The organism is Snodgrassella sp. M0110, assembly GCF_016101465.1.
GTDB classification, from domain to species: Bacteria; Pseudomonadota; Gammaproteobacteria; order Burkholderiales; family Neisseriaceae; genus Snodgrassella; species Snodgrassella alvi.
This window is the reverse complement of sequence record NZ_JACFQM010000013.1, coordinates 1-13,322: the sequence shown is the minus strand read 5'-3', so window position 1 is coordinate 13,322 and position 13,322 is coordinate 1. Positions and strand designations below refer to the sequence as shown.

At 40.2% G+C, this 13,322-nt stretch carries 14 protein-coding genes; 5 read left to right on the top strand and 9 right to left on the bottom strand.

Annotation, left to right across the window (positions count from 1 at the left end; all coding sequences use genetic code 11):
* Positions 1-94 precede the first annotated feature (94 nt).
* The 3 genes from H3T84_RS11315 to dnaK form a co-directional block, all read right to left on the bottom strand.
* Positions 95-1,264, bottom strand: a complete 1,170-nt coding sequence (locus H3T84_RS11315; RefSeq protein WP_037393198.1) for an alpha-hydroxy acid oxidase — start codon at positions 1,262-1,264, stop codon at positions 95-97.
* A gap of 171 nt (positions 1,265-1,435) precedes the next feature.
* Positions 1,436-1,603, bottom strand: a complete 168-nt coding sequence (locus H3T84_RS11310; RefSeq protein WP_172349970.1) for a hypothetical protein — start codon at positions 1,601-1,603, stop codon at positions 1,436-1,438.
* 280 nt (positions 1,604-1,883) lie between these two features.
* A complete protein-coding gene (gene dnaK / locus H3T84_RS11305) occupies positions 1,884-3,818 on the bottom strand; it encodes a molecular chaperone DnaK (RefSeq protein ID WP_025329951.1) in 1,935 nt (644 codons plus the stop codon).
* A gap of 398 nt (positions 3,819-4,216) precedes the next feature.
* Here dnaK and H3T84_RS11300 point away from each other — a divergent pair, with 398 nt between their 5' ends.
* The 3 genes from H3T84_RS11300 to H3T84_RS11290 all read left to right on the top strand — a co-directional run bounded on the left by H3T84_RS11300 (position 4,217) and on the right by H3T84_RS11290 (position 7,174).
* Positions 4,217-5,671: an anion permease gene (locus tag H3T84_RS11300; RefSeq protein WP_025329952.1), complete on the top strand. Its 1,455-nt coding sequence runs from the start codon at positions 4,217-4,219 to the stop codon at positions 5,669-5,671.
* A 320-nt stretch (positions 5,672-5,991) separates the two neighbouring features.
* Complete coding sequence (locus H3T84_RS11295) at positions 5,992-6,558, top strand: TMEM165/GDT1 family protein (RefSeq protein ID WP_198219200.1); 567 nt, start codon at positions 5,992-5,994, stop codon at positions 6,556-6,558.
* Positions 6,559-6,610: 52 nt separating this feature from the next.
* On the top strand, positions 6,611-7,174 hold the full coding sequence (locus tag H3T84_RS11290) for a DNA-3-methyladenine glycosylase I (protein WP_198219166.1): 564 nt from the start codon (positions 6,611-6,613) through the stop codon (positions 7,172-7,174).
* Between the two features lie 39 nt (positions 7,175-7,213).
* On the opposite strand, the gene H3T84_RS11285 is transcribed toward H3T84_RS11290, so the two are convergent.
* Positions 7,214-7,618, bottom strand: coding sequence for a CHAP domain-containing protein (locus tag H3T84_RS11285; protein WP_370524145.1), 405 nt, complete (start codon positions 7,616-7,618; stop codon positions 7,214-7,216).
* Between the two features lie 574 nt (positions 7,619-8,192).
* Here H3T84_RS11285 and H3T84_RS11280 point away from each other — a divergent pair.
* A complete protein-coding gene (locus tag H3T84_RS11280) occupies positions 8,193-8,777 on the top strand; it encodes a hypothetical protein (protein WP_143555257.1) in 585 nt (194 codons plus the stop codon).
* A gap of 37 nt (positions 8,778-8,814) precedes the next feature.
* On the opposite strand, the gene dtd is transcribed toward H3T84_RS11280, so the two are convergent.
* The 5 genes from dtd to minC all read right to left on the bottom strand — a co-directional run bounded on the left by dtd (position 8,815) and on the right by minC (position 12,154).
* Positions 8,815-9,249, bottom strand: coding sequence for a D-aminoacyl-tRNA deacylase (dtd, locus tag H3T84_RS11275; protein WP_198219164.1), 435 nt, complete (start codon positions 9,247-9,249; stop codon positions 8,815-8,817).
* A 99-nt stretch (positions 9,250-9,348) separates the two neighbouring features.
* On the bottom strand, positions 9,349-10,275 hold the full coding sequence (locus H3T84_RS11270; protein WP_198219162.1) for a hydrogen peroxide-inducible genes activator: 927 nt from the start codon (positions 10,273-10,275) through the stop codon (positions 9,349-9,351).
* Entirely contained in the window at positions 10,275-10,541 is a 267-nt protein-coding gene (gene minE, locus H3T84_RS11265; RefSeq protein ID WP_025329959.1) for a cell division topological specificity factor MinE, read from the bottom strand. Before minE ends, H3T84_RS11270 begins: the two co-directional genes overlap by 1 nt.
* Before the next feature lie 3 nt (positions 10,542-10,544).
* On the bottom strand, positions 10,545-11,360 hold the full coding sequence (gene minD / locus H3T84_RS11260) for a septum site-determining protein MinD (RefSeq protein ID WP_100116785.1): 816 nt from the start codon (positions 11,358-11,360) through the stop codon (positions 10,545-10,547).
* A gap of 62 nt (positions 11,361-11,422) precedes the next feature.
* On the bottom strand, positions 11,423-12,154 hold the full coding sequence (gene minC, locus H3T84_RS11255) for a septum site-determining protein MinC (protein ID WP_084552558.1): 732 nt from the start codon (positions 12,152-12,154) through the stop codon (positions 11,423-11,425).
* A gap of 135 nt (positions 12,155-12,289) precedes the next feature.
* Between minC and H3T84_RS11250 the strand changes: the two genes are divergently transcribed.
* Complete coding sequence (locus H3T84_RS11250; protein ID WP_084552557.1) at positions 12,290-13,183, top strand: Rossmann-like and DUF2520 domain-containing protein; 894 nt, start codon at positions 12,290-12,292, stop codon at positions 13,181-13,183.
* Positions 13,184-13,322 lie beyond the last annotated feature (139 nt).

The following is a 13,322-nucleotide window of genomic DNA, read 5'->3' as shown; positions in this document are numbered from 1 at the left end:
GTTATACCAAATGCTGAATAAGATGAGCGGTATCGATAAAAAAGCTATTTGTCTGAGACAAATAGCTTTTAAACATCCTTAGAATCAGGCAGATTTAACCGGCTACCGGATAAGTGCCCGGTATCAGAATATCTTTATTGACGGTTTTGATATCAGTGTGACCGGTAAAGGCCATGCTGATATCCATTTCGTTATAAATAATTTCCAGCGCACGTGTTACACCATCCTCACCATATGCACCCAGGCCATACAGGAATGCGCGGCCAATTAGTGTACCCTTGGCTCCCATAGCAATAGCTTTGAGAACATCCTGTCCGCTGCGGATACCACTATCCAGCCAGACTTCAATATTATTGCCTACAGCAGAAATAATATTGGGTAATGCATGGATGGTCGAAGGAGCGCCGTCCAGCTGGCGACCACCATGATTAGACACTATAATTGCATCTGCGCCGGATTTCACAGCCATTTCTGCGTCTTCGGCATCAAGAATGCCTTTAATAATCAATTTTCCGCCCCATAGATTCTTGATTTCTTCAATGTCTTTCCAGCTAAGGCGCGGATCAAACTGTTCAGATGTCCATGAAGATAGTGATGTCATGTCGGCAACGCCTTTGGTATGTCCGACAATATTACGGAAAGTGCGACGCTGTGTATTCAGCATAGCCAGACACCATTCCGGCTTAGTAGCCAGATTCATCCAGTTGCGCAGTGTGGGTTTAGGCGGCGTAGACAGCCCGTTTTTAATATCTTTATGCCTTTGTCCCAGAACCTGTAAATCAGCAGTAACCACCAATGCTGAGCATTTGGCTTCCTGAGCGCGGCGAATCAAATCGCGCATGAATTCGCGGTCACGCATAACATATAATTGAAACCAGAACGGAGCACTGGTATTTTCTGCCACGTCTTCAATAGAACATATAGACATAGTAGACAGCGTAAACGGCACACCGAATTTTTCGGCCGCACGTGCAGCCAGAATTTCTCCGTCGGCATGCTGCATACCGGTTAATCCGGTAGGTGCCAGTGCTACCGGCATTTTTACTGTCTGACCAACCATTGTTGTTTCCAGTGTACGGCCGGTCATATCCGTCAATACACGCTGGCGTAATTTAATTTCCTGAAAATCATTACTATTGGCATGATAGGTAGATTCAGTCCACGAACCAGTATCAGCATAATCATAAAACATCTTAGGTACTTTGCGTTTGGCAACTTTACGCAAATCTTCGATACAGGTTATTTTGCTTAATTTGTTTTGCATGTGGATACCTATTTTTCAAATTTTCTTTGAAGAAAACAGTCTTAGCTAAAGAAGATAATGTTATACATCAATTTTATTCGGTTGTAATCATCATCATTGATTTCCAACCGATTCTTAAATAGTTATTCATCTGCCAGAATCAGAATGAAGCTGACAGACAGGAATCAGAATTCAGACAACGCGTGATAGTTTATATATCATCACCATAATCAGAATCAGCAGGCAGCTAATGCCAATCAGCATTGTCCATGGTCCCCAGCGTTGTGAGCGTCCGCAAAATCCGGCAGTTAGTATGGCACAACAAACACCAAGTAAAATCAGTAAAATATAAAAATCCATCTTTTGCTCCAGTTGTATTTCTTTATTGTAAATAATCGCTACGATTATTGTAACGGTCAGTTTGCAAATATGTCTGTTTTTTTACAGGAGATTAAATATTCACAATTTCTGCTTATTGATATTTTCATCTGTCTGAATGATTATAAACTGGCAATAATAATAAAATCAGAAATTTTGCAGCAGAAATAACAGATATAAATGGCTTTTTTAGTCTGTAGGGCAATGGCCAGATAAAATAAAACCCCGCTTGGAAGCGGGGTTAAATAGTATCAGGAAAAAATTAGTCTTTTTTCTCTTTATCTTTTACTTCTTCAAATTCAGCGTCTACAACGTCATCGCTGCCTTTGCTTTGTGACTGTTCAGTCTGGGCACCAGCTTGCTGACCTTCGGCCTGTGCCTGAGCATACATCATTTCGCCCAGTTTCTGGCTGGCTGTACCTAAAGCCTCGGCTTTAGCATCAATGGCAGCTTTATCTTCGCCTTTAACAGCTTCTTCAGCTTCCTTGATGGCTGCTTCAATTTTTTCTTTTTCAGCAGCATCCAGTTTGTCGCCATATTCAGTCAAAGATTTTTGTACTGAATGAATCAAAGCTTCAGCCTGATTGCGACTGCTTACCAGTTCGGATAATTTGCGATCTTCCTCAGCATTAGCTTCTGCATCTTTTACCATGCGCTCGATTTCTTCTTCGCTCAGACCGGAAGAAGCCTGAATGGTGATGTTGGCTTCTTTGCCGGTACCTTTGTCTTTTGCAGATACATGCAAAATACCGTTGGCGTCGATATCAAAAGTAACTTCTACCTGAGGCACACCACGGGGTGCAGGAGGAATATCACCTAGATTAAATTGTCCCAGACTCTTATTAGCAGAAGCACGTTCACGTTCACCCTGTAATACATGGATGGTTACCGCACTTTGATTATCTTCAGCTGTAGAGAATGTCTGAGTTGCTTTAGTCGGAATGGTGGTGTTTTTGTTGATGAGTTTAGTCATCACACCGCCCATGGTTTCAATACCCAGAGACAAAGGTGTTACATCAAGTAACAGCACGTCGTTACGGTCACCAGCCAGTACGGCACCCTGAATAGCAGCACCTACAGCAACAGCTTCGTCAGGATTAACATCACGGCGCGGTTCTTTACCGAAGAAATCTTTAACAGCTTCCTGTACTTTTGGCATACGGCTTTGACCGCCTACCAAAATAACATCATTAATATCATTTACGCTCAGACCGGCATCTTTAATTGCAGTGCGGCAAGGTTCGATAGAGCGGGTAATCAGATCTTCTACCAGACTTTCAAACTTGGCACGGGTAATTTTCATCGCCAGATGTTTCGGGCCGGAAGCGTCCATGGTGATGTAAGGCAGATTGATTTCTGTCTGCTGACCACTGGAAAGTTCGATTTTCGCCTTTTCAGCAGCTTCTTTCAGACGTTGCAGAGCCATTACATCATTTTTCAGATCGATACCCTGATCTTTTTTGAATTCATCAATGATGTAGTTAATCAAACGCTGGTCGAAGTCTTCACCGCCCAGGAATGTATCACCATTGGTGGCCAGTACTTCGAATTGTTTGTCGCCATCAACTTCAGCGATTTCAATAATAGAAATATCAAATGTACCACCGCCAAGGTCATATACGGCAATCTTGCGGTCGCCTTTTTCACCTTTATCCATACCGAAAGCCAAAGCCGCGGCAGTTGGTTCATTGATAATACGTTTTACATCCAGACCGGCAATACGACCGGCGTCTTTAGTAGCCTGACGCTGACTGTCATTAAAATAAGCCGGCACGGTAATAACAGCTTCAGTTACTTTTTCACCCAGATAATCTTCAGCTGCTTTTTTCATTTTACGCAATACTTCGGCAGATACTTGCGGAGGTGATAATTTTTCACCATGTGCTTCTACCCATGCGTCGTTATTATTTGCTTTAACAATCTGAAAAGGCATAGATTTAATATCGCGCTGTACTTCAGCATCATCAAATTTGCGGCCGATCAGACGTTTTACAGCATAAATAGTATTTTTCGGATTAGTAACAGCCTGACGTTTGGCTGGTGCACCTACCAGAATTTCGTTATCGTCCAGATAAGCAACAATTGAAGGCGTAGTACGTGCACCTTCCGCATTTTCAATTACTTTAGTCTGGCCACCTTCGGAAATGGCAACACAGGAGTTGGTGGTACCTAAGTCAATACCGATTACTTTTGCCATAATTAATAATCTCCTAATTATTTAATTTCGTACTTTGCGCCGCTATATTACGGCTGCAAGCAGGGGGGTTAATTACCACTGCCATACTATTGCTAATGAAGCGTAAATGGGTATGCCCGGCACGATTTCAAGCATAGTTTTGCAAAATTTATCTATTTAATCGCATCCGGAAAATCTGCTTTAACATCAATAGCGTTTACTTACACAGCTGTATGTTATATTCATTCAGGCTTAAACAGTATAATCATCTGACTTTCGTTAATACCGTCTGATACTTTTTTGCTTTATATCAGACGGTATTTTGCTATAAAAGTATACAATCACATTCAGGTTAGTGATTTCTGTCTGGCTGTAGTCTGTATCTTTATGATTTAGGAGTATGTTGTATGCCTGTAAAAATTGGGTTTAAACCCATTCCCGCGGCTATTGCGCTGATAATCGCTCTGATTATCTGGTTCATACCGGTTCCAGAGGGGGTTTCACCTCAGGCATGGCATTTACTGGCCATGTTTGTCGGAGTTATTGCTGCCATTATCGGCAAAGCAATGCCAATTGGTGCACTATCTATTATTGCCATTATGCTGGTTGCCTTAACCGGTGTAACCAATAATGATCCCAGTAAGGCTATGGGTGATGCCTTAAGCAGTTTTGGTAATCCGCTGATCTGGCTGATTGGTGTGGCAATTATGATTTCGCGCGGTTTATTAAAAACCGGTCTTGGTGCACGTGTGGGCTATCTGTTCATTAGGTTATGGGGTAAACGTACGCTGGGTGTTGCCTATAGTCTGGCCGTAGTGGAATTAATACTGGCTCCGGTTACACCGAGTAATACTGCTCGTGGCGGTGGCATTATTCACCCAATCATGAAGTCTATTGCATCCAGCTATGATTCTGATCCTGAAAAGGGCACAGAAAAACGTATGGGTAAATTTTTGGCTCTGGTAAATTATCATGCCAATCCCATCAGCTCAATCATGTTTATTACTGCTACCGCTCCTAACCCGTTAATTGTGAGGCTAATTGCCGATGTAACCAATAAAAATATTAATCTGACATGGGGTACATGGGCTTTGGCAATGTTAATACCGGGTCTGATAGCGATGTTCCTGATGCCACTGATTATTTACTGGTTGTATCCGCCTGAAATCAAGCAAACACCCAATGCCGTTGCTTTTGCTCAAGAGCGTCTGAAAGAGCAGGGGCCGATGACCCGTGATGAAAAAATCATGCTGGGTATTTTTGCAGTATTGCTGATTTTATGGGCAGGTGTGCCGGCCATGCTGTTTGGTGATGCATACATTATAGACGCGACCACTACTGCATTCATTGGTTTGTCATTGTTATTGTTAACCGGTGTATTAAGCTGGGATGATATTCTGAAAGAAAAAAGTGCATGGGATACCATTACCTGGTTTGCTGCATTAGTCATGATGGCTACTTTCCTGAATAAACTCGGATTGATTAAATGGTTCTCTGGTGTGCTGGAAAGCAGTATAGGCGGACTGGGTATGGGCTGGATGGGTGCCTGTGCCTTATTATTACTGGCTTATATGTATGCGCACTATATGTTTGCAAGTACTACTGCTCACATTACAGCCATGTTTGCTGCCTTCTATTCTGCCGGTCTGGCACTTGGCGCACCTCCGATGCTGTTTGCACTGATGATGGCTGCAGCTTCCAGCATCATGATGACACTAACGCATTATGCTACTGGTACTTCACCTGTGATATTCGGTTCAGGCTATGTTACTTTAGGCGAATGGTGGAAAGTCGGTTTCATCATGAGTGTAGTCGAACTGATTATATTTGTGGCTATCGGTGGTGTTTGGTGGAAAGTTCTGGGTTATTATTAATCTGAATAATCTATTATTGCAGGCTGCCATAAAGCATGGCAGCCTGTTTTATTGTTTGAAATCAAATTCAATGAATTTTTAAAGAATTTCACTTGTTGCGTTTGTATAGAATGGGTTATGATGCCCTGCCTTAAGGGAGTAGTTGCACAGGTGGTTTCTTCAAGCCTGTGGTTACGGTCAACATATTTACAGTTTTTGCTGTATGGTCGTAACGTCCTTGCCTGTTGGTGGACTAACGAGACTTGAGATACATAAAACCGTTACGGCGGGGGTTTTATTGTGTCTTTTGTCTTTTGCCCGCCAACGGTATTCTGAAAATGATTCATGCTTTTCTTTCTTCTGTCATTCCAGTTGCGCTTGCTGAAATTGGTGACAAAACTCAATTACTGACTTTATTTCTGGCAACCCGATTTTCGCGCAAATATTCCATCATTGCCGGTATGCTTTGTGCCACCTTACTTAATCATATTGTTTCTGCATGGTTTGGCGTAGAAGTAGCACGTTTTTTTACACCGCAGTTAATGGGCTGGGTTGTAGGTTTCAGTTTTCTGATAGTGGGTTTATGGCTGTTAAAGCCGGATAAAGATGATGGCGTAGATACTCGTTTTATGCGTTGCGGTCCGTTCGTGGCCACTGCAGTATTATTTTTTCTGGCAGAAGTGGGTGATAAAACCCAAATTGCTACTATTTTGCTGGCAGCTCAATACCGTGATTTGTTTTCAGTAGTTCTGGGTAGTACAGTAGGTTTGTTATTAGCTAATGTTCCGGTAATATTTTTCGGAAACTGGCTGATGCAGCGTTTACCCTTAAACCGTATCCGTATAGGAGCCTGCATTCTGTTCTGTCTTTTAGGTATTATCACCCTGATTCAGACATGGTTATATTAAAAATTATCAGATAACTATGCAAAATTTATAACATTGAGCGGATTCAAATATTATGCAAAAACAGTTGAAACAACGGTGTGAATGGGTCAACGCCGACCCATTGTATGAACACTATCATGATTTTGAATGGGGAAAAATACAGAGAGACGGGCAAAAACTGTTTGAAAAGATTTGTCTGGAAGGCCAGCAGGCGGGCTTATCATGGATTACTATATTAAAAAAACGCGATGAATACCGGCGTTGTTTCTATGATTTTAATCCGCATCAAATTATTACAATTACCGATATTGAACCACTATTACAGAATTCCGGGCTTATTCGCCATCCGGCCAAACTCAAAGCAATTATTAATAATGCCCATGCATATCTATCTATGCAGCAAAAAGGGGAAGATTTTGCCAGTTTTATCTGGTCATTTGTTAATGATCAACCGATTATCAATCACTATAAGCATTTATCAGAGGTGCCAACACAGACAGAAATTAGTCGCGCTATGTCCAGAGCTTTAAAAAAGCGTGGTTTTAGCTTTGTAGGTCCGACTACGTGCTATGCGTTTATGCAATCAATGGGATTAGTAAATGATCATTTAACAAACTGTTTTTGTGCCCAGCATTAAAATAACTATTATTTCTGTGATTCATCATGTAATTTGCTTTTAACGTTTACGTAAATAACCTAAAACACGAAAAGAATCTATTTTCCATAATCCATCTTTATAAATTAACGGAAAAGTGGCACGACTACTGGCAGTAGGACCAGGATTTTGCTGAACAATCTCAATATCATTGTCAGTAACTTTGCTGATAATGGCTACGTGGCCATATTTAGACCAGCCTAAGACAATAATATCGTCAACTTGAGGTTTTGTGGGAGAGCCGTTATGGAACTGAAGTAAATTAGGTTTAGGATTAAGATTTCCATCTGGTATCGAATCATCAAAAAATTGTTTGGCATGCCCGTAACTGTCAGGCATTTTATGATTAAAGCGTTCATAATAGTAGCGCTTAATAAATTCGACACATTGATACTTTAATCCTAAATTATAGCCATCTGGTGCTATATTTCTTTCACTTACATGGCTGATTTTTCCATTGTAGTATAAACCTTAACACCATTGAATTCATCGACAACCGTACCTATTTTGCTTTCATCGACAAAGAGATCTTCATATACATAATAAAAACTGAATCCTAATAATATTAATACAATAATTATTGGGAAGAAAACTTTTTTAGATTTAAGTAACATTTTGTTTTACTAATTATTTAGTATATTATCATTATGTTAATTAATAGTTAAAAGTAAATTTAAGAAGCATGAAGTAATTTTATGATTTTTATTTATGTGGTTAAGTCAATCTTTGAAATTATCAGAAACATCAGGAGAATAAATTAAATAACGTAAACTCTGTACTGATATTACAATAATATAAAAAATACCCGTACACCAGATAATTTGGCTTACAATTATATTTTGTAAAGATTTCAGTCACTGGTTAATTATCCAAATCAGCAAATTGTGCTATAAAACTATATTGTGTATGTATTTAAATGTGGACGTAACGAGTAATTGTTATGCAAAACAAGTTCAGATTTAGCTTTTATTTCATTATCTGTTTATTGTTTTTCAGTGATATGGATGTAGTTTGGGCTGAAGACACAACAGCAGCTGTATCCACAGCCAGTGAGCCTAAATCTGTGGTCTGGTATGCTTGTCCGCTGGCAAATAATCATGTCAGCTATACAACCAAACCTTTAGATGTTCAGTGTCAGATTGCAAAGTATCCACCCGCAGATGATGATAATCTAAAAAAATATTCTCTGGAAAATCAGAATGCTCCGGGTTTGGAGCAATTGCAGCGTCTTTGGTACAGCGCTGAATTTGGACGAGACAGTGACTTAATGAAAACACCGGCTTCACCCAAAATAGGTATTTCACTGCGACAACAGCCCCCAAAACCTGAAACTGTGACTATGATTAGAAACAAAAATAATATGGTTACAGTACCGGCTAAAATAATCACTATACCCAAACTGACACCAAAACAACTGGTTCAACGTGATATTGCAAGTGAACAGAATGCATTGACAATAGCGCAGCAAAAGTTGCGTCAGGCACAAAAGCAGGGAGCAACAGCACAAATTCAGCGCTGGCAACAAAATATAACAGACCGGCAAGCCAATATCCGCGTATTAAAGCAAGAACTAAGCCGATACTAAAAATTAATTTGTTTGCTATTGAATAAAATACAAGTACTCAAACTTGTAGCCAAAATGTTACTGGTCCGTCATTAATCAGGGAAACCTGCATATTTGCGGCAAAGATGCCGGTTTTAGTCACAATTTGTTTCTGGCATAATTCAACAAAATGATTATATAAATCATTGGCTTTTTCTGGTGCTGCACCTTTGGTAAAACTAGGGCGCATTCCTTTTTTAGTATCAGCAGCAAGCGTAAATTGTGAAACAACCAGTAACTGACCATTAGCCTGCTTAACGTTCAAATTCATTTTATTATCTTGATCACTAAAAATCCGATAACCAAGTACTTTGTCGCAGAGACGTTCAGCTTTTTGTAAATCATCTCCTTCTTCCACACCTAATAACACCAACAATCCCTGACCTATTTGTCCAACTATTTCAGAGTTTACACAGACACTAGCTTCTTTCACACGTTGTATTAATGCAATCATAGAAAATCCTGTTTCGAATCGGTCTGAATTTAAATTAGAAAATTTTATACATCAAAAAACGCCTGTTAGAGTACAGGCGTTTTTTGATTACTCTAATACTTAATCAGCATCATGAATAAATTTTACCCCAGTTAACTGCGAAGCCAGAATAGCAGATTTAATCATGCGCAAAGCTTTAGGACGGACAAAATTGCGTCTGGAAGCCAGAACAATGCGCCGCTCCGGTGTCGGACTGGTAAATGGAATAATACTGAATAACAGATGATCATTCTCTGTTAAAGCTGTAGCTGGCATGACACTAATACCCAGACCACTGGCCACCATATGTCTGATTGTATTGATAGAACTTCCTTGGATGCTATTAGACAACCCCTGAATTTTCTGACGTGAAGCCAGTTCCTGGCAGCTAGCCAGTACATTATCACGCATACAGTTGCCCTCGGTGAGCAATAATACCCGTTCTTCACCCAGTTGCTTTGGTGTAACCTCGTCCAATTGCTCGAAAGCATGACCTTTCGGAACAATAACAAAAAAAGGCTCATCATAAAGCGGAATGGTTTCCAGTCCGGTTTCATGAAATGGCTCTGCTACCACAATGGCATCCAGATCACCGCGCTTAAGTGATTCTTTTAATACATCTGTATAATTTTCATCCAGCTGTAATGGCATTCCTGGGGCCATCTCTCGCAAAGATAAAATCAGCTTTGGCAGCAGATATGGTGCAATGGTAAAAATCAGACCGAGTTTAAATATTCCTTCCAGTTCACTCTGTTCCTGATTCGCCATCAGCTTAATGCGATCAGCTTCTTCAAGAACACGGCGAGCCTGTACCACAATTCGCTGACCAGCCTCAGTTGTCATTACCTCATTACTGCTGCGATCAAATAATGCCAGTCCGAGCTCCTCTTCCAGCTTCTTGATTGCAATGGATAAAGTAGGCTGGCTTACAAAACATCGCTGGGCAGCACGTCCAAAATGTTTTTCCTGAGCTACAGCCACAATATAGCGCAATTCAGTCAGCGTCATTAACTGGCCTTTTTCTTTCCTGTTTCAGGTAAAGTAATATTCAGTGCCAATACATCCATACCGTTTTTCTTTTCCTGAGAAATGTGAATATCATTTAAAGAAACATGAACATATTTTGATAACACTTCCAGTAACTCTTTTTGTAGTGTAGGTAAATAGTCCGGTGTATGAGTAGCTCGCTCCTGCGCAATAATAATTTGTAAACGATCGCGAGCCGTTTTTGCGGATTGTTGCTTTTTGCCAAAAAGAAAATCTATTATAGACATGTCTTATCCTCCAAACAGTCGCTTGAGAAAACCTTTTTTCTCAGTATCTAGAAAACGGATTGGACGATCCTCACCCAGCAGGCGAGCGACAACATCTTTATAAGCATCCGCAACAATAGAATTTTCCTGCAAAATAACCGGTGTGCCTGAATTAGATGCCTGTAATACATTTTGTGATTCCGGAATAACACCAATTAATGGAATACGCAAAATATCCTGAATATCCTGCACGGACAGCATTTCGCCTTTTTCAACACGTTCAGGTGAATAGCGGGTAATCAGTAAGTGTTCTTTCACTGGTGCACTGTTGGTTTCAGCACGACGTGATTTGCTGGATAAAATACCCAGAATACGGTCAGAGTCACGTACACTGGATATTTCCGGGTTGGTAGTGACAATGGCTTCATCGGCAAAATACAAAGCCATCAATGCGCCTTGCTCAATACCAGCCGGTGAATCGCAAACTACATATTCAAAGCCCATTTTCACGGTCAGATCTTTTAAAACCTTTTCTACACCGTCGCGGGTAAGCGCATCTTTATCCCGAGTCTGAGAAGCCGGTAACACATAAAGATTTTCGCAGTGTTTATCTTTAATTAATGCCTGATTCAGAGTAGCTTCATCCTGAATAACATTAATCAGATCATAAACTACACGGCGTTCGCAACCCATAATCAAATCCAGATTACGTAAGCCCACATCAAAATCAATTACCGCAGTTTTATGACCGGCTAAAGCCAGACCTGTTGAAATACTGGCACTGGTTGTGGTCTTACCAACACCACCTTTACCTGACGTCACCACAATAATCTTTGCCACAATCAAAATCCTTTTTGTTATATAAATGAATCTGTCAATACATTCAAAAATCAGTCATAAAATTAATGCGCCTGAATCGCACTAAGCACCAGCCGGTCATTCTGCAGAAAAATCTGTACAGGGTGACGATACAGATGTGCTGGTAATTGTTGATCAAAAATGCGATAAATTCCTGCTACAGATACCAGTTCAGCCTGCATAGACTGTGCAAAAATACGCGTATCCTTGTTTCCGGCAGCACCAGCCAATGCCCGGCCGCGTAAAGGACCATAAATATGAATATTGCCATCTGCAATAATTTCCGCTCCTTCACTTACCAGTCCCAGAACAATTAAATCAGATTTTTCCGCATAAACCTGCTGACCGGTACGAATAGTGCGATCTATCACCAGCGTCGGTAAGGCAGAAGCAGATGAAGTGATTTTTTCTTTTTCAGTAATTTGTGGTATTTGCGCCTCAGTCACAGCTTTGACGCGTGCACTGGCCTGTTCCTCTGGAAGAATGCTAAAAGCAATATTATGCTGTTTAGCCAGATTGGACCAAGATAAATCGGTATGGCGGATAGCAATAATGCGCAAATTATATCGTGCAAACAGCGCAATCAGCTTCGCTAAATTCACATTTGCCTGATTGGAAAGATTTTGCAGATCCAGAGTAAAAGGCATATTGCGTAAATTACCAAAACGTTCTGCCCGTTGCTTTAGTTCCTGGTTAATCAAAGTCAGATCATCTGTCAGTAATTGTACTGACAGCGTATCCAGACGCGCAGATTTCACATTAAAAGCAGCATTCATTAACGTGTTTGCCCAAGTAAATTATGGTTAGAATAATAGAGTAAGTATTGAAGTGTACCGTTTTGGTTAAGAGGCTTCAATTGCAACACATAGTCTCAGGTAAAATAATCGTCTTTTAATTTAGAAAAATTAATAATGACAACTAGCTCCATTTGCCTGAAAAAAGCACGCAGACCAAGCGTAAATATTGTTGGTGCAGGTAAGGTTGCCTCAACATTAGCCATAATCTGGCATCAAAGTAAACTGATTAATATTCAGGCTGTCTGGAATCGCAATTTTTCAGCTGCAGAGTATCTCAAAAATCACATACCGCACATCCAAGTACACAAACAACTGGAAACTTTACCACCAGCGGATATTATAGTCATAGGTGTTAGCGATCAGTTCATCGAAGAAATTGGTTGGAAAATACATCAAATTGACTGGCTAAAGGCTGACACATTGATACTTCATTTCAGTGGTGCATTAAATAGCAATATATTAGTACCACATAAGCAACAGAAATTATTAGTAGGTTCATTACATCCGGTATTTGCCTTTGCTTCGATAGAAACGGCCATCAATACTTTACCGGGGCATCCATGTGCAATAGAAGGTGATGAAGAAGCATTATCTTTATTATATAAGTTGGCACAGGCAGCAAACTTATCCTACTTTAATATTGATTCTGCTCAGAAAAGCCGTTATCACGCCGCTCTCTCCATCAGTGCAAATTTTTTAGTAACATTAAATGCTTTCGCAAGAAATATATTAGCTTCACTGTCTTTGTCGCAAGAATTGGCAGAAACTCTAGTAAATCAACTAATGCAGCAAAATCTCAATCAATTACAGATGATGTCTCCAGACAAAGCCTTAACCGGCCCCATTAAACGTGGTGACAGCAATACCATTGCCCGCCACTGGCAATCATTAAAACAATCAGAACAAACACTATATAAAGCATTGGCAGAGCAAACCTTACACTTAACCACATTGAGTGCAGAAAAACAGCAACAGATTTTGCAAATAATCAATTCGCAAGAAAATTAGAAAGTACATACACAGCTAAAGAATACAAATTTGATGTAATCAAAAATAATGGATCAAAAATAAACTTAGTAAAAACAGTTGAATGAGGAGGAAGTCAAAAATAAATGCAAGCAGGAGTTGACAGGGGATTAGTGGAGGC